Source organism: Mycobacterium interjectum (assembly GCF_900078675.2).
In the GTDB taxonomy this organism is placed as follows: domain Bacteria; phylum Actinomycetota; class Actinomycetes; order Mycobacteriales; family Mycobacteriaceae; genus Mycobacterium; species Mycobacterium interjectum.
Map to the genome: position 1 here is coordinate 2,153,971 of NZ_LT546237.1, position 24,440 is coordinate 2,178,410.

The 24,440-nt window shown below is 62.8% G+C and carries 22 protein-coding genes and 1 pseudogene; 10 read left to right on the plus strand and 13 right to left on the minus strand.

Going from position 1 to position 24,440, the window contains the following annotated elements:
* Nucleotides 1-64 precede the first annotated feature (64 nt).
* From ctaD to BN4348_RS44795, 5 genes are all read right to left on the minus strand, one after another.
* Entirely contained in the window at nt 65-1,771 is a 1,707-nt protein-coding gene (gene ctaD, locus BN4348_RS44775) for an aa3-type cytochrome oxidase subunit I (RefSeq protein ID WP_066913917.1), read from the minus strand.
* A gap of 46 nt (nt 1,772-1,817) precedes the next feature.
* Entirely contained in the window at nt 1,818-2,906 is a 1,089-nt protein-coding gene (tal, locus tag BN4348_RS44780) for a transaldolase (protein ID WP_066913919.1), read from the minus strand.
* A gap of 158 nt (nt 2,907-3,064) precedes the next feature.
* A complete protein-coding gene (gene msrA / locus BN4348_RS44785; RefSeq protein ID WP_066913921.1) occupies nt 3,065-3,619 on the minus strand; it encodes a peptide-methionine (S)-S-oxide reductase MsrA in 555 nt (184 codons plus the stop codon).
* Nucleotides 3,616-4,104: a peptide-methionine (R)-S-oxide reductase MsrB gene (gene msrB / locus BN4348_RS44790; RefSeq protein ID WP_066913922.1), complete on the minus strand. Its 489-nt coding sequence runs from the start codon at nt 4,102-4,104 to the stop codon at nt 3,616-3,618. The genes msrA and msrB overlap by 4 nt, the downstream gene beginning before the upstream one ends.
* Nucleotides 4,105-4,177: 73 nt before the next feature.
* Nucleotides 4,178-4,948: an SDR family NAD(P)-dependent oxidoreductase gene (locus BN4348_RS44795; protein ID WP_066913924.1), complete on the minus strand. Its 771-nt coding sequence runs from the start codon at nt 4,946-4,948 to the stop codon at nt 4,178-4,180.
* Between the two features lie 464 nt (nt 4,949-5,412).
* On the opposite strand from BN4348_RS44795, the gene BN4348_RS44800 reads away from it, so the two are divergent.
* Complete coding sequence (locus tag BN4348_RS44800) at nt 5,413-5,724, plus strand: putative quinol monooxygenase (protein ID WP_084454239.1); 312 nt, start codon at nt 5,413-5,415, stop codon at nt 5,722-5,724.
* Between the two features lie 43 nt (nt 5,725-5,767).
* Here the strand turns inward: BN4348_RS44800 and BN4348_RS44805 are convergent, their stop codons facing one another.
* Nucleotides 5,768-6,412 (minus strand): GNAT family N-acetyltransferase, encoded by a 645-nt coding sequence (locus BN4348_RS44805; RefSeq protein ID WP_235852752.1) that lies wholly within the window; start codon nt 6,410-6,412, stop codon nt 5,768-5,770.
* A 352-nt stretch (nt 6,413-6,764) separates the two neighbouring features.
* Here BN4348_RS44805 and BN4348_RS44810 point away from each other — a divergent pair.
* Both BN4348_RS44810 and BN4348_RS44815 read left to right on the plus strand, forming a co-directional pair.
* A pseudogene (locus BN4348_RS44810) lies at nt 6,765-7,322 on the plus strand (M15 family metallopeptidase).
* A gap of 215 nt (nt 7,323-7,537) precedes the next feature.
* Nucleotides 7,538-8,065, plus strand: a complete 528-nt coding sequence (locus BN4348_RS44815) for a hypothetical protein (protein ID WP_066913928.1) — start codon at nt 7,538-7,540, stop codon at nt 8,063-8,065.
* Between the two features lie 162 nt (nt 8,066-8,227).
* On the opposite strand, the gene BN4348_RS44820 is transcribed toward BN4348_RS44815, so the two are convergent.
* From BN4348_RS44820 to BN4348_RS44850, 7 genes are all read right to left on the minus strand, one after another.
* On the minus strand, nt 8,228-9,430 hold the full coding sequence (locus tag BN4348_RS44820) for a cytochrome P450 (RefSeq protein WP_066913930.1): 1,203 nt from the start codon (nt 9,428-9,430) through the stop codon (nt 8,228-8,230).
* 28 nt (nt 9,431-9,458) lie between these two features.
* The gene (locus tag BN4348_RS44825) at nt 9,459-10,085 is read right to left on the minus strand and encodes a TetR/AcrR family transcriptional regulator (RefSeq protein ID WP_066913932.1); all 627 of its coding nucleotides are present in this window, start codon (nt 10,083-10,085) and stop codon (nt 9,459-9,461) included.
* The gene (locus tag BN4348_RS44830; protein WP_066913933.1) at nt 10,078-11,331 is read right to left on the minus strand and encodes a cytochrome P450; all 1,254 of its coding nucleotides are present in this window, start codon (nt 11,329-11,331) and stop codon (nt 10,078-10,080) included. The genes BN4348_RS44825 and BN4348_RS44830 overlap by 8 nt, the downstream gene beginning before the upstream one ends.
* Nucleotides 11,332-11,718: 387 nt before the next feature.
* On the minus strand, nt 11,719-12,891 hold the full coding sequence (locus BN4348_RS44835; RefSeq protein ID WP_066913934.1) for a CaiB/BaiF CoA transferase family protein: 1,173 nt from the start codon (nt 12,889-12,891) through the stop codon (nt 11,719-11,721).
* A gap of 17 nt (nt 12,892-12,908) precedes the next feature.
* Entirely contained in the window at nt 12,909-14,432 is a 1,524-nt protein-coding gene (locus BN4348_RS44840) for an aldehyde dehydrogenase family protein (RefSeq protein ID WP_066913936.1), read from the minus strand.
* Between the two features lie 22 nt (nt 14,433-14,454).
* Nucleotides 14,455-15,660, minus strand: a complete 1,206-nt coding sequence (locus tag BN4348_RS44845; protein ID WP_066913938.1) for an amidohydrolase family protein — start codon at nt 15,658-15,660, stop codon at nt 14,455-14,457.
* A 66-nt stretch (nt 15,661-15,726) separates the two neighbouring features.
* Nucleotides 15,727-16,953: a cytochrome P450 gene (locus tag BN4348_RS44850; protein WP_211145727.1), complete on the minus strand. Its 1,227-nt coding sequence runs from the start codon at nt 16,951-16,953 to the stop codon at nt 15,727-15,729.
* A gap of 234 nt (nt 16,954-17,187) precedes the next feature.
* Between BN4348_RS44850 and BN4348_RS44855 the strand changes: the two genes are divergently transcribed.
* The 7 genes from BN4348_RS44855 (at nt 17,188) to BN4348_RS44885 (ending at nt 24,120) form a co-directional block, all read left to right on the plus strand.
* Nucleotides 17,188-17,877: a TetR/AcrR family transcriptional regulator gene (locus BN4348_RS44855; protein WP_066913940.1), complete on the plus strand. Its 690-nt coding sequence runs from the start codon at nt 17,188-17,190 to the stop codon at nt 17,875-17,877.
* Nucleotides 17,878-18,062: 185 nt separating this feature from the next.
* Complete coding sequence (locus BN4348_RS44860; protein ID WP_066913942.1) at nt 18,063-20,411, plus strand: CaiB/BaiF CoA transferase family protein; 2,349 nt, start codon at nt 18,063-18,065, stop codon at nt 20,409-20,411.
* A gap of 3 nt (nt 20,412-20,414) precedes the next feature.
* Entirely contained in the window at nt 20,415-20,615 is a 201-nt protein-coding gene (locus BN4348_RS44865) for a ferredoxin (RefSeq protein ID WP_084454240.1), read from the plus strand.
* Nucleotides 20,612-21,727 (plus strand): NDMA-dependent alcohol dehydrogenase, encoded by a 1,116-nt coding sequence (locus BN4348_RS44870; protein WP_066913944.1) that lies wholly within the window; start codon nt 20,612-20,614, stop codon nt 21,725-21,727. Before BN4348_RS44865 ends, BN4348_RS44870 begins: the two co-directional genes overlap by 4 nt.
* Before the next feature lie 49 nt (nt 21,728-21,776).
* Nucleotides 21,777-22,190: a limonene-1,2-epoxide hydrolase family protein gene (locus BN4348_RS44875; protein WP_066913946.1), complete on the plus strand. Its 414-nt coding sequence runs from the start codon at nt 21,777-21,779 to the stop codon at nt 22,188-22,190.
* A gap of 524 nt (nt 22,191-22,714) precedes the next feature.
* On the plus strand, nt 22,715-23,272 hold the full coding sequence (locus BN4348_RS44880; RefSeq protein ID WP_066913947.1) for a type IV toxin-antitoxin system AbiEi family antitoxin domain-containing protein: 558 nt from the start codon (nt 22,715-22,717) through the stop codon (nt 23,270-23,272).
* Entirely contained in the window at nt 23,269-24,120 is an 852-nt protein-coding gene (locus BN4348_RS44885; protein ID WP_211145728.1) for a nucleotidyl transferase AbiEii/AbiGii toxin family protein, read from the plus strand. The genes BN4348_RS44880 and BN4348_RS44885 overlap by 4 nt, the downstream gene beginning before the upstream one ends.
* Nucleotides 24,121-24,440 lie beyond the last annotated feature (320 nt).

The window sequence follows — 24,440 nt, forward strand, 5'->3', positions numbered from 1 at the left end:
GTTCATAGTCCCTCCCATTTGTTAAATCGAGTCTCCGCCTCAATCGTGAACATTCCAGCCGCAGTCATCGCGTGTTCGCTCGTGCGCGCACGACGTGCGCCTCGGCGCGCATCCGTTTAATCATGTGCGGATAGTGCAGTTCGAAGGCGGGCCGCTCGGAGCGGATGCGGGGCAGCTCGGTGAAGTTATGCCGCGGGGGTGGGCTGCTAGTGGCCCACTCCAGGGAGTTGCCATGGCCCCATGGATCGTCGACGGTGACTGGTTCGCCGTAGCGCCAGCTACGGAACACGTTCCACACGAACGGCAGGATCGAAACCCCGAGGACGAACGCCCCGACCGTCGAGATGACGTTGAGCGCGGTGAATCCGTCGGTGGGCAAGTAGTCGGCGTACCGGCGTGGCATCCCCTTGTCGCCGAGCCAGTGTTGCACCAAAAATGTTGTGTGAAACCCGATCAGCGTCAGCCAGAAGTGCAACTTGCCCAGCCGTTCGTCGAGTAACCGCCCGGTCATCTTGGGAAACCAGAAATACACGCCGGCGTAAGTAGCGAACACGATGGTGCCAAACAGCACGTAGTGGAAGTGAGCGACCACAAAGTAGGTGTCGGTGACGTGGAAGTCGATCGGCGGGCTGGCGAGCAGCACGCCCGATAGGCCACCAAGCAGAAAAGTCACCAAAAAGCCCACGACGAAAAGCATGGGGGTCTCGAAGGTCAACTGGCCCTTCCACATGGTGCCGATCCAATTGATGAATTTGATGCCGGTAGGGACAGCGATCAAATAGGTCGCGAACGAGAAAAACGGCAGCAGCACCGCGCCGGTGGCATAGAGATGATGAGCCCACACCGCGATCGACAGCGCCCCGATGCTGATGGTGGCGTAGATCATGGTGAGGTAGCCAAACAACGGTTTGCGGGCAAACACGGGGATGACTTCGGTGATAATGCCGAAGAACGGCAGCGAGATGATGTAGACCTCGGGATGCCCGAAGAACCAGAACATGTGCTGCCACAGCAGGACTCCCCCGCTTGCGGGATCAAACGCGTGCGCGCCCAGGTGGCGGTCGGCGGCCAGACCGAACAACGCCGAAGTCAGCAGCGGAAACGCGACGAGCACCATGATGCTGGTCACCAGGATGTTCCAGGTGAAGATCGGCATCCGAAACATCGTCATGCCCGGGGCCCGCAGGCACACCACGGTGGTGATCATGTTGACCCCGCCGAGAATGGTGCCCAGGCCGCCAACGATGAGCCCTAGGATCCAGAGGTCTCCCCCAGGGCCCGGGGAATGGATGGCTTTGGACAGCGGGGTGTAGGCGGTCCACCCGAAGCCCGCCGGGCCGCCGGGGGTGACGAAGCCCGCTAGGGCGATCAGCGCACCAAAGACAAACAGCCAGAATGACAATGCGTTGAGCCGAGGGAAGGCAACATCGGGGGCGCCGATCTGCAGGGGCAGCACCAGGTTCGCGAAGCCGAACACGATCGGGGTCGCATAAAGCAGCAGCATGACCGTACCGTGCATGGTGAACAGTTGGTTGTATTGCTCGTTGGATAGAAACTGCAGCCCGGGTGCGGCCAACTCGGCACGCATCAGCAGCGCCATGAGCCCGCCGACGAGAAAGAACGCAAAGCACGCGACAACATACATCACCCCGATCACCTTGTGATCGGTCGTGGTGATCAGCCGGTAGATCAGGCTGCCCTTGGGACCGGTACGCTCCGGGAATGGCCGGGCGGCCCGAAGCCCTCCCAACGGCGGCGCCGAAGTGGACATGAGATGGGTCTCCTAGATCGGCGACAGTTCAAGCGCCACAGAGTCTCTAGTGTTGGAGTGCCCGCGACCAGGACGCCGCGAACTTGGACACCCCGTCATGTTCGAGCACAGCGAACACGTTGGGCAGATCGATACCGACCGCGGTCAGCCGATCGAACACTTCCTGTGCGTGCGCCGCCTTGCCGATCACGGTTTCGCCGGCGATGACGCCGTGGTCGGCCAGGGCCTCCAGTGTCGACTCAGGAATGGTGCTGACGGCGTTCGGTGCGACGAGTTCGGTGACGTACATCGTGTCGGGGTAGGCGGTGTTCTTCACTCCGGTAGAGGCCCAGAGCGGGCGTTGCACGCGAGCACCCGCGGCGCGCAGTGCCGTGTAGCGTGGTTCGGCTTCGAAGACCTGCTGGTAGGCCGCGTAGGCCAACCGGGCGTTGGCAACTCCCGCCTGCCCCCGCAAGCAGAGCGCCCGGTCGGTGCCGATCGACTCGAGCCGCTTGTCGACTTCGGTGTCTACGCGAGACACGAACAGCGATGCCACCGAATGGATTTGAGATATATCAGCGCCCGCGTGCTGGGCGGCTTCGATACCGGCCAGGTAGGCGTTCATCACCTCTCGGTGCCGCTGTACGGAGAAGATCAGCGTCACATTGACCGAGACACCTTTGGCCAGCGTCGCGGTGATCGCGGGCAGCCCAGCGGCTGTCGCCGGTATTTTGATCAACACATTGGGCCGGTCGACGACCTTGGCCAACTCGACGGCCTGCGTGACTGTCGCGTCGGTGTTGTGCGCCAACGACGGATCGACCTCGATGGACACTCTTCCGTCGACGCCGCCGGAGGCCTCCCACTGCGGGCGTAGCACATCGCACGCCGCCCGAACGTCGTCGGTGATCGCCGTGCGGACGGCGGTGTCGATGTCCGTACCGCGGGCCGTCAGCTCGGCGATCTGGCCATCGTAGGCGCGGCCGTGTGAAAGCGCGCGCTCAAAGGTGGACGGGTTAGTGGTAACGCCGACAACGCTTCTCGTGTCGATCAATTGCCGCAGCTTGCCGGAATGCAGCAGGGTGCGCGACAAGTCATCCAGCCAGACCGACACCCCCGCCGCCGCTAGCGCTGCCAGATTCGGGTTCTGAGTCATCCCGTCACCGCCTCTCGCGCCGGTTTCCGGGCCGCGGCAAGACCCAAGCTGCAGCGCATGCGGCGCCATAGAGCACCAACGGCGCGTAGGCGCTCAACAGCACCTGGCAATCGGGCGGAGTCATCGGATTCTCGACGTGTGTTGCCGAGCCGATGTAGCTATTGAGTGGGCTCGGCATGTTCCGCCGTCGCTGCCTCCGCGCCGGCCCCATCAGCGCGATTGGGTAACGTCCATTCGGGGCGGATGTAGTGGCAGGTGTAGCCGGATGGGTAGCGTTGCAGGTAGTTCTGGTGCTCAGGTTCCGCTTCCCAAAACTCGTCGGCCTGGTTGACCTCGGTGACGACCGTCCCGGGCCATCGCCCTGAATTCTCGATGTCGGCGATGGTCTGCATGGCGATTTGCTTTTGCTCGTTGTCGAGATAGAAGATCGCCGACCGGTAACTTGTTCCGACATCGTTGCCCTGGCGGTTCTTGGTGGTCGGGTCGTGGATCTGGAAGAAGAATTCCAGCAGCGCCCGGTAATTGGTCTCGCCTGGGTCGTAGGTGATTTCGATTGCCTCGGCGTGGCCGGGGTGATTGTGGTAGGTGGGATGCGTGTTGCTGCCGCCGGTGTAGCCGACCCGGGTGGACACCACACCGGGCTGCCGGCGGAACAGGTCCTCCATGCCCCAAAAGCACCCGCCGGCGAGAACGGCGATCTTGTGGTCGGTCATGATTTCTGCCCGCTCACGCTCTGGCCTTGCTCGGAGACGTCTTTCGTGAACAAGCGCAGGTATTGCCCGTAACCCTGGGCTTCCAGGTCATCGCGGTGGATGAAGCGCAGCGACGCCGAGTTGATGCAGTAGCGCAACCCGCCGGCTTCTCTGGGGCCGTCCGGGAACACGTGCCCCAGATGGCTATCGGCATGGGCTGATCGCACCTCCACCCGCTCCATGAAGTGGCTGCGGTCACGCCGCTCAACAAGGTTGTCCGCGTTGATGGGCTGGGTGAAGCTTGGCCAGCCACTTCCGCTGTCGAATTTGTCCACCGATGCGAAAAGTGGTTCGCCAGAAACGATGTCGACGTAGATGCCGGGTTCATGGTTGTCGCAATATTCGCCGGTGAACGGAAGCTCCGTGCCGCTCTCCTGGGTGACGTGGTATTGCTCGGGACTGAGCGCCTCGACCGCGGCGGGGTCCTTGCTGTATTGGTGTGACACCTGGTCTCCTTTGTTCGCGCAGGCTTTATGGTGATGCGCTTGGGGTTTCGGTAGGTCTTGCGTCGCTCTTGAGTTAGTTGCGGCCGGCCATGATGCCGCCGTCGACGTTGAGAATCGCGCCGGTGACCCAACTTGCCTGATCCGACAGCAGGTACGTCACGGCGTTGGCGATGTCGGCAGGGGTGCCGACTCGTCCCAGCGGATGAAGCGGGGCGAAAGTGGCCAGCGTGGCGTCGATCTCGTCCTTCGGAATGAAGCCCTCGTACAGCGGGGTCTTGACGACGGCCGGCGCCACCGCGTTGACGCGGATCTTGTGTCCGGCAAGCTCGATGGCCAGGTTATGGGTGAGCGCATGCAGGCCGGCCTTTTGCATCGAATACACAGACGAGGGGGTCAGACCGATCGCCTGGTGTGCCCACATGCTGCCGATATTGACAATGGAGCCGCCCTCCCCACGGGCGATCATGCCCGCGACGACGGTCTGCGTCAGGAAGAACAACGCATAGTTGAGCTCCATGTACGAGTCGTAGGTCAGCGCGTCGTACTCGAGAAATGGCTTGGGGACGAAGAATCCGGCCGCGTTGACCAACAGCGTCGCGTCGCTGTGGTCCTCGGAAAGCGTGCGCTGCACATCGTCGACCGCGGCGCGATCGGTCAACTCCGCAGCGATCCCCCAGGCTTGGCCACCTCCGGCGGTCAATTCGTTGACGGTGTCATCGACACGGTCTTTCGACCGGCCGACGATCACCGCGCTACCGCCGTGGCGCACGACATCAACGGCGACCTGCCGGCCCATACCGGCGCTGCCTCCGACGACGACGACCTTCTTGGAATCGAAGTGCATGGTGGGACCCTTCTGTTAGTCATTCTGGACGGCTCCTGCTGGGCGATTACCGCCGTTGCCCGGCACGAAGAGTTGTAGCGTTGGCGACGACATCCGGCACCCGGTATGTCGACGTTGAACTGGCCTCGAGTCTGCTGCCCGGCCGGGTGAGCCGTCATCACCCCAGCGTTGTTTCACCCGGGTGAGTTCTAGCCGGGGCGGGCGCCGGCTTCGCGACGTCAACCCCAGGCAGGGGCATTCAGCAAAGATAAGAGCCCCGCCCCTCGCTGAGTTATGAACGCGCACTCAGAAATTCGGCGCAGTGGCAACTTTCGAGCGTGTATGCTTGGCATGGCTGTGGGTTGCAATACCCAGTACGCGCCTAGGAAGGCGACCGCGATTGTCGTTTACCTGGCTGGCGGCCATCAGTTACTCGATACCGCGATTGCGTACAGCCTTGCCGCGACGGTGAAGGAGCGTCAACCATGTACGGCCCAGATGAAGAAGTAGTGCTGATCACCGAGGCCACGGCTTTGCCGGGCAGAGGAGACGACCTGCGACGTGCCTTTGTTAAATTAATCCCTCAGTCGCTGGCCGAAGGAGCCATCAGCACCTTTCGGCTTCACGAAGACCGCGATCGGCCTGGACATTTCACGCTTTACCAGCGGTTCCGCAACCAGCACGGTGTCGACCTTCACGTCCAAACCGATCATTTCGCGCTGAGCATGGAAGCCTTGGCCCAGTTCGCCGAGGACGGAAAGTCACAGACCACCTTCTACCGCGTGCTGAGTCGCTAGGCCCTTGCGACTCGAGCAGACGTTCCCGAAGTGATCGCGGGGGCTAGGGCGATTCGGGCGCCGGTGCACAGGCCGGCTCGGGCAGATCCAAATCTGCTTTGCTAAGTCGGTAGATCTCAAGGGTCAGGTTGTAGTACTTGTCGGTCTCCCCGACCCATTCCATGCCCACCCGCCGCGCCGTAGCCACTCCGCGACGATTGCCTGGCCGCACCACGGCGAACACCTCGCTGACACCGATGTTCGTGAATGCTTGGTGCGCCACCGCATGACCGGCTTCCGCGCCGTAGCCGTGACCCCACATCGTCGGTGCGACCTGCCATCCGATCTCGAGGTCAGTGCAGCCGGGCGGAAGTGGAAGCAGTGCCACTCCCCCGATCAGGTCGCCAGAGTTTCTATCGGTGATCGCCCATCGGCCCAGGGGTAATCCGGTTGGGTCGCTCTGGGCGATCCATTCGCCTAGGAGTTGGCGCATGTGCGCGTGGTCGGTGATCAAGGGCAGCGCCGGACACAGCCAACGCGAAACCTCCGGCGCTCCGTATATCCCGTAGGCGGCGCGGTCGTCGTCGAGTTGCCATGGGCGCAACAGGAGCCGGGTCGTCAGGATGCGTCGCGTGTCAGGATCCCATTCGACGTGGCGATGCTCGACCATGTCGCCTCCCAGGGGCTGGTGATGCGCGTACTGGGCCAAGTTGCCCAATTGTAGACGACCTGGAGAAGTAAGGGGTGCCGGCATTATGGTCTGGGGCCGCACACCCCTGTGTGTGGCGACATCGCGGCGTCCCTGCAGCTTCAAGGCCGTTGGCCCATCGATCCAGGATGGTAAGCCCCTCTCATCATTCAGGTTTGACGATGCACGGGCCCGGAACGCCAATGCGCCAGCGCTATCTAACGGCGTGAAAATTGTTGTCACAGAACTTGATTCAGTTGCGCCGTTTACATGCGAACCGCGTGCGCACGGTGGCTACCAAGACTAACGCTCAGCAGGGCTCAACTGGCCGGCCGCATCGGTAGAGTGTCAAGAAACCGCCAGGAGATGGAGCATGCGATCAGTTGCGTTGGCCGCCGCCATTGCAGTGGCCTTCGGCTTCCTCGCGCCGTCAGATCCGCCGGGGCCGCCCACCAGGCTTGCCGATCACACCATCCCTTTGGATCCCGCTGCCGACCCCGGCGACGGCTCCCTGCCAACCGGAGGGCAACTCACGCCGTTCGACGTCCAATACTCCGCAATCGCGCGCCTCGACCCGGCGTTGTTGAAAGCGATTCAGGGCGCCGCCACCGCGGCCGCCTTGGACGGCATAACCATGACCATCACCTCGGGCTGGCGGTCGCCGGAGTTTCAGCAGCGGCTGCTGGACAACGCCGTGTGAACCTACGGCAGCCTCGCCGCGGCGCGGCGATACGTGCAAACCCCGGAGATGTCCAAGCACGTCACCGGCGAGGCGGTCGACGTCGGGGGTGCGGGCGCCGACGAATGGCTCATCTCCCACGGGTCCCGCTTCGGGCTGTGTCGGATTTACGCCAACGAGCTGTGGCACTTCGAGTTGGCGACGGACTCGACGGGCAACTGCCCGCCACTTCTTCCCAACGCGGCCGGCTAACGGGCGGTTCGGGCGACGCTGCAGGCAAGAGGGCACTGCCGACGCTGGCGAGGATCAGGCTTTCGACCGGCACTACGGTTTCCTAACAGGTTGATTGCGATTGATGCACAGCGGTTTTGGGCCCACACATTGAGGCAGTATGTGCCCAGGACAAAGTGCCGGCATCAAGAGGCGGGGAACAGCCCCGCACGTCCGTGCGCAAAAGTGGGAGAACCATGAAATCCATGAAATCCATTGCCGTCAGCGCGGCTGCACTGGCCGTCGTTGGCGGTGGCGCCGCCGGGCTGGCATCCAGCGCATCGGGCATTGCGCCCGCGGGCCTGCCCCGTGTGCAACTGGCCTCGGTCGGCGCTCCGCTGCCACAGGACCCGCCGCAACCCGCGTCGACACTGCCCCTGCCAACCCCTGACCAGCTAACCGACATCCTCAACAACCTCTCCAATCCGGGCGTGTCATACAGGACCAAAGATGGTCTCGTCGAAGGCGGCATCGGTTCGGGCGAGGGCCATGAGATGGATCACGAGCTGAGAGTGGCCTACCGGAACGGTCAGCTCCCGTTGTCGTTTGGCGTCTCCAACATCCAACAGAACGGTCCCACTACGGTCATGTCCGACGTGGCGGTCTCTGGGCCCAAGCTGACGGCGCCGGTGACGAAACCCCTCATGTTCGTCAATCAAAACGGAAACTGGTTGTTGTCAAGCCCTTCCGCGACCATGCTGGTGCAGGCCGTCGCCGGGCACTGACTCCGGCGTTCCGCGCGAGCAGCCGAACGGGCGGCCAGTGCAGTGATTGCCGATTGTCCCGAATCGCTCTCGGCGAGCCCTCGCTACACCGTGGATGTGATCAAGGCCGATGTTAAGTAGTTGCGCCGCGATTGGTTACGGGCATCGGGTCGGACGGCGTGTTCATGCTAGGACGGCTGGCAGAGTTTCCCAGCCGCGGACTGTCGATGTCGTGGTCATGCGGGCCCCAGCCATATCGATGTTCCACTCCGGAAAGCGGTTGAGCACCTCGTCGAGCGCCACGCGTCCCTCCATCCGGGCCAATGATGCTCCCAGGCAGTAGTGCACGCCCACACCAAAGCCAACATGGGCTCCGGCTTTGCGGTGAATGTCGAAGACGTCGCCATCGGGTGGGAATTGCCGATGGTCACGGTTCGCAGCACCGGCGAGCAACATCATGATGCTGCCGGCCGGCACCGGTTGTCCGTAGTACTGCAGATCGCGTGTGACGGTGCGCGCGATGTGTGGCGCGGGAGGTTCGAAACGCAGCAGCTCCTCGATTGTGCCGGCAATCAGGCTGCGATCGGCGACCAGATCCCGCCGCTGCGCGGGATGCTCGGCTAAAACCTTGCCCGCCCATCCGATTAGCCGGGTCGTCGTCTCGGCGCCGCCCGCAGCCACCAGCGTGATGCAAATCAGTATTTCCTCACGGGTCAATCCCCGTATCGTGCCATCGAGGTCGGTGAATTCGACGCTGAGCAAGTCGGTGACGATGTCGTCGGAGGGATGTTCAGCGCGCCAATCGAGGTACTCGGCGAATAACTGTCCTGTTTCCAGCCCCGAGGACGCGGCTTTCATTTCCCCGCCGGCCTCGGTGTTGACGTGACCTTCGGCGAGGTCGATGACCTCCTGCCGCATCTCATCGGGAATTCCCAGCAGCCTGCACACGACTCTCACCGGCATCTCGGCACCCAAATTGGCGATGAAGTCGAATCCCCCGGCACCAATAAACGGATCTAGACTCTCGGCGCAGAATTGCCGTGCGGTGGCCTCGACCTCGCGCATCTTGCGTGGCGTGAACATGCGAGAAAGGCTCCGGCGATAGATGTCGTGAAGGGGCGGGTCCTCCATGAGGAACAGTCCGGGCGGAATCGGCATGTCAGCCTTGATCAACTCGAGGATGTTGCCCCGGGCAGAGCTGAACGTCTCATGGTCATTCAGCGCCGCATGCACGTCGTCGAATCGGCTCAGCGCGTAAAAGTTGTGTTGTTCGTTGTAGGACAGCGGCGCTTCCTCGCGGAGCCGTCGAAACAGCGGATACGGGTCGGCGTTGAGTTCGACGTCGTAGGGGTCGTAGAACAACTCACTCGCAGTCTTGACACCCATGAATCTGCAACTCCCTCCATCGGGTAGCTCAGGACAGCACGCCCGACAGCGACGTCATCCGTTGATAGAGGATCGCTGGACCGAGCCATCGCGCAACAAAGCGGCGTAGTGCGATTTGGTCGCGCTGCCGCTGCCCGGGATCGGTGAGGAAAGACTGCACAGTGCGCAGGGTCATTTCGGCAAGCTCACCGAGGGCGGCGTCGTCGAAGCCGTGCAGCTGCCAATCGACATCGAGGCGGTGAAAAGCCGACAAACAAAATGCAATCGCTGTGTCGGAAGTCAGCGACGTGACCGCTTGGCCCTCCCGCCGTTCCGTCAGCAAACTCTCCAGCTGCGGGTCACCGCTGAGGTTTTCGAGTCCGAAGGAAACGCATTCGACGACGGCGGTGACAGGGTCGTTGAGTCCTCGGACATGTTCTGCGAGCTGGTCGAGGAATCCGTCGACCGCACGCATCCCACTGGCGATCAGCAACGCGTCGGCATTAGGAAAGTACCGGTACACCGTCTGGCGAGTGACCCCGAGTTTCCGGGCGACGTCGGCCAGGCGTATCGCCGGTCCGTTTTCGGCGACCACCTCGTCGACCGCATCCAGAATGCGGGCGATCGCCTCTTCGTCCGAGGCGGGCGTCGCTCCCGCCCAACCGCGACTACGCATCCGCTCCCACAAGCCTTTCGGCGTCGAACTCGATCGTCAGTGTCGTCGGGCCGGACATTCCCAGCAAGGACTTCCACGGGGCCGGACCGACGCGATGGGGTGCAGCGAGACGCCGGGTGAGGATGGCCAGGGCATCTGCCAGTTCCCGGCGTGCCAGGTTCGCTCCCAGGCAGTAGTGCGCGCCGCCGCCGAAGGTCAGTATGACGGGCAGGTCCTGGCGCGCGATGTCGAAGCGGTCAGCATCGTCGTAGATCGCTGGATCACGATTGGCCGCAAAGGTATTCACGAGTACGAAGGTTCCTGCCGGGAACATGTAACCGGCGAATTCGACATCCTCCATGGCAGCGCGCGGTGCGAGACAGACCGCCGGTGAATGGCGCATGCTCTCCTCAACCGTCTGCATCGCAAGCTCTGGTTGGTCGCCCAGCTTCGCCCACTGATCCGGATGGTCGCAGAGCACCTGCACCGACGCGGCCAGCTGATTCCGTGTCGTGTCCGTTCCCGCCATCAAGAAGCCGGCCACCAGCATGCGGAGTTCGTCGAGATTGAGCCGGTCGCCGTCGCTCTCCGCGCGGATGAGATCCGAGAGCAGGTCATCGGTCAGGTGGTTTCGGCGGGCGTCGACCATGTCATCGACATACGCATCGAGTTCGCTCCACGCGCTCAAGATCGCGGCCTCATCGAAATTGGCGTCAGTCTGAAAACTGAAGGCTTTGAACACTTCGTCGGTCCATTGGGAGAACAGCTGCCAGTCCGCGCGAGGCGCACCGATCAGCGCGCACATGATGGGAGTCGGATACGGCCGCGCGATGTCGGCCACGATGTCACAACGTCCGGCGTCGATCACTTGGTCGATCAGGCCATTCACCACCTCGTTGATGGTGTCCTGAAGACGCGCCGTCGCACGGGGCGTGAACGTTCGTGAAACCAGTTTGCGTAAGCGGGTATGCGGCGGTCCGTCGAGTCCGAGGAGGCTGCTCATCAGTTTGTCGTACAACGGGCCTGAGGTGATGCCCTGTGCTGCCAGCGTGATGCCCGGTGGCATCCTGAACCTGTTGTCGCGCAAAATTTCTCGAGCCAGCTCGTAGGACAGGATTTCCGGGCCGACGGGCCCGATGGCGATGGGCGCGCGCGATTGCGCCTCCCGGACGTCCTCGAGGATGTCCTGCGGAGCGGCGTCGAGGCTGTAGTTGAACGTCGGGAGTCCGGCGTCGAAGACGTTCGGGGCGGTGCTGTTCACGTTCATCGATGTCTCAACTTCCGCTGGGCCTAGATATGCGTCGGTATACGGACATTTATACCAAGAGTGTATGACCAGCGTCTTAAGTCGGTCAATGCGACGGGATAAATTCCCTGTTCAAGAGCCAAATGGCCTGCCATGATCATACGTTCTAGTGTCTCAACGTCCGCTCGATGTTTGGCAGGACCCAGCCTCATGCAGTGGTCATACTCGCCGAATAAGCGCGGACCGAAACATGTTTGCCTGCGCCATCCGCACGTGGAGCGTCGGCCCGCCCGTTGCGCAACACCCACTCGGGTGTTGCGTGGCCACGCGCGGCGCGATCGCCGGTGTGCACAGTAGCGATGAGACGCCGAACTTCCTCATGTTTGCGCCTCCGTGGGCATGCGGTGTTCAGATTGCGCCAGTCGAACGAAGGCGCTCAATTCCGGCCGCGTCGTAGCCTGCGATGGCGGTGAGTAACTCTTCCGTATGCTGCCCGACTTGCGGCGCTGCTGGCGGTGCAAAACCTTCGTCGGATTTGGTCTTGATGCACGTTCCAATCAATCGCTGCGACGTACCGTCCGGCTGGGCCTGCTCGTAGACGAGTCGGCGAGCCTTCGCGTGGTCGTCGTCGAACAGGTCTGCTCCCAAAAATGCCGGGGCTCCTGCGATATCGGTCGCAATGAAGAAGTCGGTCCATTCCTTGCGTGTGCGGCTCGCAAAAATTGCGGTTAACTCCTCGCGCAGCCGGGACTCTGCCTCGAGATCCGTGCCCGGCTTCTGGCGTCCCGGTTCGTAAAGATCCATCCTGTCGAGTGACTCGCAGAATCTCAGCCAGAACTTGTCCTCCAAGGCGTTGAACACCACGTAGTTGCCGTCGCCGGTTCGGTAGTACTGGTAGCGAAGCGAAGCGCGGATTCCCTCGCCGAAGGTCGGTTGACCGTTCGCCAGCGCGGTGAGGTGTTGAAAGTTCCAATTGATCGCCGCGTCGACCTGTGCTACTTCGACGTACTGCGGCTGGCCGTCGCGCCCGGCGGCGTGCAGCGCGGCGAGTACGCCCATCGCTGCGTACAGCGGTCCCGCTAGTACCCCAGTCGTCCCTGCCGCCGCCCCCGAAAGGCGTGGCGTTCCGTCCGTTTCGATGATCGGCGGACTCAAGCCGGCGAAACAGTCGAAGGACAGCCCGTGTGTGGCTAACCGGGTATAGGGCCCATAACTGCCCATGCCGTTGAGCACGCAGTAGACAACGGTGGGGTTGACCGCGACGATGTCGTCGTAGCTGAAGCCGAGCCGCTGCGCGGTTCCGTAACGCAGACCGTCGATCACCACCGCCGCCGTCGCGGCCAGGCGGCGAAACGCATCTTGACCCTCGTTCGTTTTCAGGTTTATCGACACACTCTTCTTGCCGCGATTCCAGTGCGAGTCCTGCAACTCCCCGCCCGAAACCGCCGAACCGCGAAACCCACCGCCGCCGGGTGGTTCGACCTTAATTACGTCTGCGCCCAGGTCTGCCAGGTGGCCACCCAGTGCATCCGCGGAGAACAATGACACCTCGAGAACCCGGACGTCCCTGAGAAGTTCCATCACGTGACCTTTCCGCGCTACATCATGGTGATTGATTTCAGCTCGGTGTATTCCTCGAAGCCCCAACGCCCCTGCTCTCGGCCAAGTCCACTTTGCTTGAAGCCGCCGAACGGCCCCCCGCCGTTGAACATGCCGCGCGCCGGCAAGGACCAGCCGGGACCCTGCCCGCCACCGGGATTGGTTCCTAGGTCGACACCGGGTGCGACAGTCTGCACCATGATGGTGCCTGTTCTGACCTGTCTGGCGACGTTGAATCCCCTTGCGGAGTTGCGGGTCATCACCAGACCCGCCAGACCGTAGATGGAGTCGTTCGCGATGCGGATGGCTTCGTCTTCGGAGCGATAGGTCGTCACCGCCAGCACGGGTCCGAACACCTCTTCCTGGCATAAGCGCATGTCGCTGCGGCAGTCAACAAATGCCGTCGGTTCGTAGTAGAAGCCGCGTTCGAGATGTTCGGGACGTTTCCCGCCGACCACCAGCCGCGCGCCATCCTGCAGGCCCGACTGAACGAAGGACTCAACTCGCTGACGCTGCTGATCCCTGATAAGCGGACCGACGACAGTGGCGGGATCACGCGGATCCCCGACCGTGATCATCGGAGCCATGGCTTTGAGGCCCTCGACATACGCTTCGAGCAGGTGCTCGGGCAACAGCAGTCGCGACGTGACGGTGCATGCCTGTCCGGCATGCATCAGCACCTGACCGAACCCTATTCCTGCAACGTCACTTTCGGTCACATCGTCCAGAACGATGTGCGCGCTCTTGCCGCCGAGTTCCAGTTGTGCGCGTTTCATCGTGGCCGCCGACAGTTCGCGGATGCGTCGACCGGTCGCCGTCGAACCGGTGAATCCGATCATGTCGACGCCGCGGTGCGTACACAGCTCCTCCCCCACGTCCGCGCCGCCCACGACCACGTTGAACACTCCGGGCGGGAGGCCCGCTTCCTGACCAACCTTGGCCAGCTCCAAGGCGTTCATCGGGGTCCACGGGTGGGGCTTGAGTACCACCGTGCAGCCGACGGCCAAGGCGGCCAGGCACTTCTGAATGTTGATCGAGAAGGGAAAGTTGAACGGCGTGATGACTCCGACCACCCCGACCGGCTCGCGGACCACCGTCACGCCACCCAGGCCGGTCGGCGAAACCACGGGCCCGCCCGGTGTCTCCACCCACGTCACATCGTGTTCGACGAAGTCGCCGTAGTAGTGGGCCGCCTCGATAGCACCCCCAACCTGAATCAGGTCGGTGATGAAGCCGGTCGAGCCGATCTCGGCGACGATCAGCTCTCGAAGTTCCGCTTTGCGCTCATCGAGGATCTCTGCGAACCGCTTGATGATCCTCGCCCGCTCCCGCACCGGCATCCACGGCCAAGGCCCTTCGTCGAAAGCCCGCCGGGCGGCCTCGATCGCCATGGCCGCCTGCTTTGGTCCACCGTCGACGACTCGGCCGATCAACTCCTCATTGGACGGATCGATAACGTCGATGGTGCCCAGAGCGTTGTCGCTCAACCACTTACCGTCGATGAGGCTCTGGTACTCCCGCATCAAACGAATTCCGTCGGGCTGACTACTTCGGCGACGGATACGGGGCGGGCTCAAAGTCGAACACCCGACGGGCATTACCCTGCAGCACTTTGTACTTGTCGAGGTCGGACCGGCCGTCGAGTGCCTTGTGAGCGGCCTGAAGGGAGTTGGGCCAGAGGCTGTCGGTGTGCGGGTAATCGGTTTCGATCATCACATTGTCGACGCCGATCTGGTCGAGATTAGCCGCCCCGAAGTCGTCTTCGATGAAGCAGCCGTACATGTGGTCGCGGAAGAGCTGGCGCGGCGACTCCGGGAAAATGTCGGGATCGGTGGGCACGGGGGTCAAACGCATCGTCGCCGGGTCAACCGCCCAGTTGTTGGCGCGCAGGTATTGGTAGTCGGCGGCCACATGTTCGGCACGCTCGATGAGGTAGGGAATCCAGCCGATGCCGCCCTCGGCCAGCACGATCTTCAAATCGGGGTACTTTTGCAGCTTCCCCGAGAACAGCCAGTCCGTGGTTGAGTTCGCCAGATTGAGGTTGATGTTGACCGCCTGAACCCCGAAAGGCGCGTCGGGCGACGTGGTCGGGCTGACCGAGGACGACCCGATGTGTGTGCACAGCGGCATCTTCGTCTCGTTCGCCACCGCGAAGAAATCATCCCATGCTCCCGAGTGAATGGACGGAAATCCCAGCGGGTGCATGTTCTCTGAGAAGGCGATTGCTTTGGCGCCCTTGCCCGCGCACCGTAGCGTCTCCTCGACGGCCAGTCGGGTATCCCACAGCGGAACGATGACCATCGGGATGTAGCGACCGGGCGCGGACGCGCACCACTCATCGATGACGAAGTCGTTGTAGGCCTGCACGCACTTGAGACCGAGGTCGCGGTCACCGAGGTGGGCGAACATCTGACCGCAGAACCGGGGGAAGAACGGAAAGTTCAGCCCAGCGATCACATGATCCTCGTCCATGTCGGGGATGCGCGCCACCGGGTCGAAGTAGGCACGGGGCATCTCGTCGTAATTCACTGGCAGCGGGGAATACTCAGCCGGCCTTTGGTGAGCCGCGACCAGGATGCCCATCACCGACGCGCGGGCTTGGTCGTAGATCCACGTGTCGACGCCGTCGATCCGCTCGACGTGTGGCACCCGATCGCGATCGGCGGCCGATGCGCGGTCGACCCATAAGGTCGGTGGCTCGATGATGTGGTCATCAACCGAGATCATCCATTGCAGATCTTGCTTGTCCACAAGTTCCTCCCTGACTTCGCTATTGCGTTGGCTGCGAGATGATATGGGCGATGGCCCGCCGGCTCCTCATCGGCAGACGCGGGCGCCCGGCGTGAAGACAACGGGCAGGGCGCGGTAGCCCCGGGTGACCGAGTTCCCGTGGAAATCGACTTTCGCCCCCGGAGGGATGGCGTAGTCCGGTATCCGCTTCAGGGTCTGCTCCACGCCTACCCGAAACTCGAGTCGCGCGAGGTTGGAGCCCAGACAGCGATGGACGCCGGCGCCAAACCCGAGGTGGCGGTTGGTCTGTCGGTCGAGGATGCACTTGTTCGGCTCGTCGAACTCGCGCGCGTCTCGGTTGGCGGCCGCATAGTTCACGACGACCGTCTCACCGGGACAGAACTTCTGGCCGCTCAGTTCCACCTCTTCCGCGACTGAACGATGCAATCCGTGGACCGAACCTGCGAAACGGATGAATTCCTCTATCGCCGTGGGCATCAGGTGGGCGTCACGGACGAGGCGGTCGCGCTCTGAAGCGTGGGTGCCCAGATAAAAGAAGGCGAACGACATTGCACTTGAGGTCGTTTCGAGCCCGGCCTGAACCAGCAGCATGACATTCGCGACAACGTCGTCGAAGCTCAACTTTTCGCCGTCGATCTCCGCGGCTAGCAAGACATCGATCAGGTCGTCACGCGGTGGTTCACCACGACGCTTGTCGATCTCCTCGCGCACGCGGAGGTACAGATTCGTCATCGAACCGTTTCGGATCTCTTCGCTCTCACCATTGATCGCGAGGTCGGCAGTCTCGATGTAGAGCGGAACGTCCTCGACGGGCATGCCGAGTAGGTACCGGAAGAACACGATCCCGGGTTGCTGCCATGCGACGTCGGCGAGATCGCCGCGGCCCAATTCGATGAAGTTGTCGATCAATCCATCGGTAACCGCGCGCACCTGGGGCTCCAAGTCCTTCATGCGACCAGGAGAGAAATAGGGGTTGAGAACCTTGCGAAGCTGTTGCTGCCGTGGCGGATCCAAGGTGATCACGATGTCGCCGAAGGACATCGGGTTGCCCTCAAGTCCCATGGGCTTGCTGGAGAAGCTGCGCCAATCACGCAAGATCTCATAACAGTCGTCGTAGCGGGTGGCGACCCACGCGCCGCCCGGGGTCGGGCCCAGGAACGGGACATCCTGGTGGCTGAACGGGCCGTTCTCCCGCATCACCGCGTACACCTCGTAGAGGAATTCTTGGTCGTTGAAATCCTGATGACGAAGATCGAGGTTCCGGGCGTGTTCCTCCGGTGATTTGCTCACCATGGGTGGTCCTTTCCGCCCCGGACGCGGGCATGCCGACCTCGGGACGACGCCAGCGGTCAGCCCCAAAAGACAGCCCCGGACGAGGGGCCGTCCACATTGCTTTGGCAGCACAGTAAATCGCCGGCTGCGTGTAGTCAAGTCGCACTCGATAACTATCTGAGGGATGTGGCGGCGTTGGGGCGGCACGCGTGCAAGCTTCCCCTCAGTCCAAGGGTGCTCGCTAAAGTATGTGTGATGACGACAGGCGCGCGACGGCGAGTTCGCGACAAGGACGGCAAACAACGAGCCCTCCTTGAAGCGGCTGCTGAGGTCTTTGCCGAAGCGGGATACGCGGCCGCGGCGACGAAGGAGATCGCCCGTCGAGCCGACTGCTCGGAGGCAATGCTGTTCCACTACTTCGGGGACAAGCAAGGCATCTTCGAGCAGGTTGCTTCACGACAGATCGCGGACCTCGTCAGTGAGGCCGAAGAGCAAGTCGTGGCGGCCCTGCCTGCGCGCCTCGAGGACTATATCGAGCAGCTTTTCTTTGCGAGGCTAAGGATCGATGACCGGGACAGCGGTGTCCCCGGCTGGGACATTTCCGGTCGGGCGTTGTCAGATCCGGACTTCTCGCTGCGCGTGCTGCAACCCAATCACGCACGCCGTACGGCCGTTATCGCCGAAGGCGTTCGCCACTACCAAGCCGAGGGGCAGATCAGGGCCGACGTCGACGCCGACCTGTTCGCCGAGCTGCTGGCTAACTTCATCATCTTCACAACGAGCCTGGGACCACGCTGGTTTGGGACGGGCGAGTCGGATATCCGCGCGCAGATCGAACTGGGTTCGCAGATCCTCGCCAAGGGCGTAAGCACATCAACGACGAAGCCGCCCGCCAAGCGAGGCCGGCGGGTCCAACGCGCCCCGAAGGTGCGCGCGGCCGACTGAAAGCTCCGACTAACTCGCCCGCGGCCATCGTTATCGAGTCACACTTGACACGCGAGCTTTCCCGTCGCTAGCGTCGTTGCCAGCCAGGCGATCGGCACGAGCGCGAGGACGGGAAGTGGCGTGTGTGCACTCATCGGTGCGAGTAACTCACTTCCGCAGGCGCTAACGCGGAAATTCGCACGGCGATGAACGCTCTGCGTGGGGTCCGTGTCGTCGAGTGGGCGACGGAGATCGCCGGTCCGTACTGCACCAAGCTGTTCGCCGACCTCGGAGCAGAGGTCATCAAGATCGAAGCCCCAGACGGGGATCCGTTCCGTCGCAGAATGTTTGGCGATCGAAACGACGCCGGCGCGCTGTTCAAATTCTTGAACGCCGGCAAGCGTTCAGTCGTCGGCACTTCGCTGGCCGACCTGGAGCCGCTGATCGCTTCCGCCGATGTGTTCGTCGATTCTCTCGGCCCAGGGGTACTCGACCGCGAGGCCCTCCTACGGCGCGCGCCAAACCTGGTGATCGTGGCGTTGTCTCCGTACGGGTTGACCGGGCCGTACCGGGAGCGACCCTCGACCGAATTCACGATCCAGGCCGAGAGCGGAACTCTGGCGTTGCGAGGTCGTCCGGACCAACCGCCCGTTCAAGCGGGTGGTCGAGTCTTCGAATGGGTCATGGCCAGTTATGCCGCCGTCGGGGCGCTTGGCGCATTGCGACGGGTTCAACTCGGCGGCGCTGGTGAAATCATCGACTGCTCGTTGCTGGAGACTTGTCACCTCAGCGCCAGCGGATTCGCCGACCTCTACCACGAGTTGGCCGGGCGTTCCCCTTTGACCGTGCCGGCCCGACAGGTTGAAATCCCTTCCATCGAACCGACCGCGGACGGATGGGTGGGCTTCAACACCAATACCCGCCAGCAATTCGAGTCGTTCCTGGCAATGATCGGCCAACTGGATCTGCTCGACGATGACCCGGCGTGGGCCCTCGCCACGACGCGGTGGGAACGGCGGGACGAGTGGAATCAGATTGTGCGGGAATGGACGACGAAACGTTCCACGGAAGAAATCGTCGCGTTGGCCTCCGATCTGCGGATCCCCGTCTCACCGGTCAACAATGGCCAGACCGTGTTGGACCACCCTCAGTTCGCGGCGCGCGGTGTGTGGGGCACTTATGCCGAGAGCAGCTTCACCCACCCGTTGGCGCCCTACCGGATCAATGGCCGACGACCCGCCCCAACAGCCGGTGCTCCTTTGCTCGGCGAAATGGCAAAAGTGCCCGCCCACAGCACGATTGCGACCACCGCGGACCGTGCACCGCAGCTTCCGCTGGAAGGCATACGAATTCTCGACGCGACAGCGTGGTGGGCGGGCCCCTCCTCCACCCATATTCTCGCCGCTCTAGGCGCCGAAGTCATTCACCTGGAGTCGACGGACCACCCTGACGGCGCACGGATGGCGGCCGCGGCGTTCGCCGGTCAGCCTGACTGGTGGGAGCGGTCGGGCATGTACCTGGCGACCAACACGAACAAGCGTGGACTCACCCTCGACCTGTCCTGTCCGGAAGGGCGGGAGCTGTTCTCCCGGCTCGTCAAGTGCTCCGACATCCTCGTTGAGAACTTCTCGCCGCGCGTCTTCGACAATTTCGGCATCACGTGGGACGCCGTCAGTGAGCTCAATTCGCGAATAGTCATGGTGCGAATGCCCGCGTTCGGGCTCGACGGACCATGGCGCAACAACGTGGGCTTCGCGCAGACGATGGAACAGATGACCGGCATGGCGTGGGTGACCGGCCATGAATACGACCAGCCACGAATCCCCCGCGGCCCCTGCGACCCACTGGCGGGCATGCATTCCGCATTCGCCATGCTCGCCGGCCTCCGGCAACGGGATCAAACGAGCCGCGGATCGTTCATCGAAGTCTCGATGGTTGAGGCCGCACTTAACGCGGCCGCCGAGCAGGTGGTCGAATTCACCGCCGACGGGAACCTGATATCGCGACTGGGAAATCGCAGCCGCGACGCCGCCCCGCAAGGGCTCTATCAATGCGCGGGGACCGAGCGGTGGCTGGCCATTTCGGTCGCCACGGACGAGCAGTGGCGACGGCTGAAGTCGGCTCTGGGCAAACCGGATTGGGCGGATGACCCCGCGTTGGACACTCACGAAGGACGTATGGGGTCACATGATCTGATCGATAAACACGTGGAGCAATGGGCTCGACAACACGACTCCTCGACAGCCGCGCAGTTGCTCGTCGACCACGGCGTCCCCGCCGCGGACTTGGCCGACGCCAGGGTCGGTTCGATGCATCCCCAGCTGGCTGCCCGAGGCTTCTTCGAAGGTCTCGATCACCCCGTCGTCGGGAGACATCACGTGCCGGGGCTTCCCTTCAAGTACCGCAGCGTTGACAAGTGGTATCGGTCAGCGGCACCGACCTTGGGGCAGCACAACGGGAGCATCCTCGGTGAGCTCCTCGGCCTCGACGCCTCGTCGATCGTGGCGCTGACGGAGCAGGGCGTCATCGGGACCCGACCGGGCGGATTGGACTGACCGGTGCAGCTTCGCGTCGACGCAGAAATGTGCCAGGGCCACAGCCGTTGTTACGCAGCGTATCCCGAATTGTTCGACATCGACGACGAGGGGACCGCCTTCGTCACCGTGGAAAATATTCCGCCCGGATGGGAAGAACGGGCGCATAACGCAATCGCGAACTGCCCCGAGCGTGCCATACACATCGTAAAGGAGTCGCCATGAAGACCAAGGGCGCAGTTCTGTGGGGGCTGAACGAGAAGTGGTCGGTCGAAGAGATCGAACTCGATCCGCCGCAGGAAGGCGAGCTGCTCGTCGAGTTCGAAGCCACCGGCCTATGCCATTCCGACCATCACATCCGCACCGGGGACATGTTCGGGGTGAGCTTTCCCTTGATAGGTGGACACGAAGGGGCGGGCGTCGTTCACGAGGTGGGCCCGGGGGTGCGCGATGTGGCGGTGGGAGACCACGTGGTCACATCCTTCCTGCCGGCGTGCGGTCGCTGCCGCTGGTGCGCCACGGGCCGTCAAAACCTCTGTGATTACGGGGCGATCATCCTCGCGGGAGTTCAGGCCGACGGCACCTTCCGGCGCCGAGCCAGAGGGCGGGGCATCGGAGCCCTCTCCGGCGTCGGCAGTTTCGCGCAATGGGGCGTGTTGTCGGAAGCCTCAGTGGTCAAGATCGACGACGATGTGCCGTTGTCGCGCGCATGTCTTCTCGGCTGCGGAGTGACCACCGGTTGGGGTTCGGCCGTCAATACCGCCAACGTCAGTCCTGGCGACGTAGTCGTTGTGGTTGGCTGCGGCGGGATCGGCAGCGGCGCCATTCAGGGCGCGCGCCTGGCAGGGGCGGAGCAAATTGTGGTGGTCGATATTGAGCCGAGCAAGCGCGACAAGGCGTTTCAGTTCGGGGCCACCCACTTTGCCACTTCGATGGAGGAAGCAACCCAGTTAGTCGGCGAGATTACGCGTGGAGTCATGGCCGACTCGGCCATCCTCACGCCAGGAGTGCTCGAGGGCGCGATGATCAACGACGCGCTCAACGCGGTGCGAAAGGGTGGTGCCGTGGTGGCCACCGCCCTGGCATCGATGTCCGACGTGACGCCGACGCTGCCGCTGACGTTGTTCACTCTGTTCCAGAAGCGTCTGTTGGGCAGCCTGTACGGCGAAGCCAACCCGCGGGCCGACATCCCTCGCCTTATCAGCCTGTATCGCAGCGGCAAGCTGTTGCTGGACGAGACCGTCACCACCGAGTACAAGCTCAACGACATCAACGAGGCCTACGACGACATGCTCGCCGGCCGCAACATCCGCGGGGTGATCATCCACGAGCACTGAATCTCGTTTAGACGTCAGGTCATCTAATCGCCGAGAAGGGATTCCACTCATGTCTTCGCCAGCCGATGTCGTCCGCCGGTTCTGCGCGTTAATGGAGCAGCGGGATGCCGAAGCGTTGCGTCCCCTGCTCGCCGAAGGGGCCATCTATCAGAACGTGGGAATGCCTGCCTTCACCGGACCAGACGCGATCGTGGAGAACATGGCCGCCCAGTTCGCGATGTTTCCCGACGCCTACGCCTTCGAAATCGTCAACCTCGCCAGCGAGGGTTCCGTGGTGCTCACCGAACGGCTGGACTACATCCAGGCTCCGGACGGAAGCAAGCCGGCCATCCCGGTAATGGGGGCCTTCGTCGTCGATGACGATGGGAGGATCACTCGCTGGACCGACTATTTCGACTTGAATCTGACGATCAAGCTTCTTCAGGGCGAAGACATCAGCGCCCTAGTGCCCACGCCCGCATGAGTTGGGACATCAAGGCTGTGACACCGACAACCCATCACCAGTCATAGCCATCACAGCCTGATACGGCTGTTCAGCAACGCTCAACTCCCTCATCTAGGGAGTGTCAAGGATCAACCGAAACCACTGTCAAGCATCAGCCGAGGTTATACACGAAAACGAGTGGGGCGGGCGGGGCTCGAACCCGCGACCAACGGATTCGCAAATGGCCGATCTCGGCATGTCCGGAAAATGCGCAACTATTCTGTGCCACAATGGATTAGCGGTCTCGATGATCCCGCCAAAACCGAGCGGATCGGGTCTTTTCTCAGTCATTCGCGATGAATAAACGATGACTGCTGCGCCACCTTAAGCGCGCTCTGCCACTGTGGCAGCGGGCCGTATCGCAGGCGAGAACCTATCCGCAATCAGTCTGGGGCCACACGCTTGTTTCTCATCCCTAACCTCGCGCGGATCGGAACTAAACGTCTACAGCTATGATTATCTGCAGACGTTCTGTACCATACTTCTGAGGGAGGAGGTGGCTGGTGGAGGCCCTGACGCCGCACACTGCGGGCCAGGCCGGCCTGTCGCGCAGCGCGCTCTACCGCGGCGCCCGTGCGGGTCGGTTGGATCGCATCGCCCGCGGCATCTACCTGCCCGCGGATGCGTCGGCCGCCGATTGGGATCAGATCGAGGCCGCGACCCGCCGCCCCGATGCAACGATCTGCCTAACCTCCGCGCTCGCCCACTGCGACCTAACCGACGCGATCCCCACCGCGCTGGACGTCGCGATCCCACGGGGGTCGAGGACACCCGCGAGCACGGGTGCGATCGCATGGCATCAATTCGACAGGGCCACATTCCAGATCGGACGCCAACAGATCGCGATCCCTGGATCGGATCAGACGATCGGGATCTACTCGCCTGAGCGGTCGATCGCCGACGCGTTCCGGCTGCGCGGCGAGGTCGGATACGAGCTGGCACGAGACGCGCTGCGGGAATGGCTGCGTCGAGGCGGCAAACCAGCCCGGCTGATCGACATCGCTTCCCGCCTACCGCGGACGAAGTCGCCGGTCCTGCAGGCATTGGAGATGTTGGGGTGAGCGCCGGCGACACTGTGTTTCGCCGGATCCAGTCCCTCGCCCGGTCCGCAGCGGCAAAGGGCGGGACCGGCGCACCGACGCAGGAGTACTTGATCCGGCACACTCTCGAATCGTTCCTGGATCGGCTCACCCGCAGCTCCCATGCAGGCGACTTCGTCCTCAAGGGCGGAGTTCTGTTGGCCGCCTACGGGGTACGTCGCCCAACGAAGGACGCCGACGCCAACGCCGTCCACGCCGATGTCACCGCCGAGCATCTCGTCCGTGTGGTCCGTGACATCGCCGCCATCGACGTCGATGACGGGGTTCTGTTCGACCTCGAAACGATCAACGTGCGGGAGATCCGCGATCAGGTCGACTACCCGGGTCTTCGTGTACGGGTCGCCGTGTCGATCGGACCATGGCAAGGCGCCGCGGCCTGGGACGTGTCCACCGGAGACCCGATCGTGCCGCCACCCCGGCAGGTCACCATCGACCGGATCCTCGGCGAGCCGATCACCCTCCTTGGCTACGCGCCCGAGACCGCCATCGCCGAAAAGGGTGTCACGATTCTCGAACGTGGAATCACGAGTACCCGCTGGCGTGACTACGTCGACATCGTCCAGCTCGCCCGCCAAGGCATCGACCCCGATGAACTACTCCGCTCGGCACGGGCCGTCGCCCAGCACCGCGGAGTCACCCTGGAACCCATCGCACCACACCTCGCCGGTTACGGTGCAGTCGCACAGGCGAAATGGGCCGCATGGCGCCGCAAGGAACATCTCGAATCTGTCTGCGAAGAGAAACTCGACGACCAGATCGCTTTGGTCGTCTCACGCCTCGATTCCCTCTTTGCCCACGGCCCCGAATAGATGGAGGCGACATCAGTCCCGCGGATGACGACGAGAATTCACCCCCAGCGGGCTAAGGCCGGGATCGCACCGCGACCTACCGCTTTTCAGGCTGACTTTTGGCTTACATCAGTGTGTCTCAGCTGTTCAGAGGGGTCTAGAGTCGCCGAATTGGGCGGCTTGGATGTCATTCGCCAGGGTGATGGGACCACTGTTTGGCCACGGGCTAGGGACCACCTGTTTGGCTCAGTGGGGATGATGTGTGCTTGACGGTGAGCTGTCAACCGTGGGCTTTTGACGTTGTCGGTAAGACGGTCCTTCGATGACGAGTTCGTGGGCTG

Coding starts and splice junctions, on each gene's coding strand:
- ctaD (WP_066913917.1), bottom strand. CDS start 1,771: ATGTCCACTTCGGCGCCGCCGTTGGGAGGGCTTCGGGCCGCCCGGCCA.
- tal (WP_066913919.1), bottom strand. CDS start 2,906: ATGACTCAGAACCCGAATCTGGCAGCGCTAGCGGCGGCGGGGGTGTCG.
- msrA (WP_066913921.1), bottom strand. CDS start 3,619: ATGACCGACCACAAGATCGCCGTTCTCGCCGGCGGGTGCTTTTGGGGC.
- BN4348_RS44795 (WP_066913924.1), bottom strand. CDS start 4,948: ATGCACTTCGATTCCAAGAAGGTCGTCGTCGTCGGAGGCAGCGCCGGT.
- BN4348_RS44800 (WP_084454239.1), top strand. CDS start 5,413: ATGTACGGCCCAGATGAAGAAGTAGTGCTGATCACCGAGGCCACGGCT.
- BN4348_RS44815 (WP_066913928.1), top strand. CDS start 7,538: ATGAAATCCATGAAATCCATTGCCGTCAGCGCGGCTGCACTGGCCGTC.
- BN4348_RS44820 (WP_066913930.1), bottom strand. CDS start 9,430: ATGGGTGTCAAGACTGCGAGTGAGTTGTTCTACGACCCCTACGACGTC.
- BN4348_RS44825 (WP_066913932.1), bottom strand. CDS start 10,085: ATGCGTAGTCGCGGTTGGGCGGGAGCGACGCCCGCCTCGGACGAAGAG.
- BN4348_RS44830 (WP_066913933.1), bottom strand. CDS start 11,331: ATGAACGTGAACAGCACCGCCCCGAACGTCTTCGACGCCGGACTCCCG.
- BN4348_RS44835 (WP_066913934.1), bottom strand. CDS start 12,891: ATGGAACTTCTCAGGGACGTCCGGGTTCTCGAGGTGTCATTGTTCTCC.
- BN4348_RS44840 (WP_066913936.1), bottom strand. CDS start 14,432: ATGCGGGAGTACCAGAGCCTCATCGACGGTAAGTGGTTGAGCGACAAC.
- BN4348_RS44850 (WP_211145727.1), bottom strand. CDS start 16,953: ATGGTGAGCAAATCACCGGAGGAACACGCCCGGAACCTCGATCTTCGT.
- BN4348_RS44855 (WP_066913940.1), top strand. CDS start 17,188: ATGACGACAGGCGCGCGACGGCGAGTTCGCGACAAGGACGGCAAACAA.
- BN4348_RS44860 (WP_066913942.1), top strand. CDS start 18,063: ATGAACGCTCTGCGTGGGGTCCGTGTCGTCGAGTGGGCGACGGAGATC.
- BN4348_RS44870 (WP_066913944.1), top strand. CDS start 20,612: ATGAAGACCAAGGGCGCAGTTCTGTGGGGGCTGAACGAGAAGTGGTCG.
- BN4348_RS44875 (WP_066913946.1), top strand. CDS start 21,777: ATGTCTTCGCCAGCCGATGTCGTCCGCCGGTTCTGCGCGTTAATGGAG.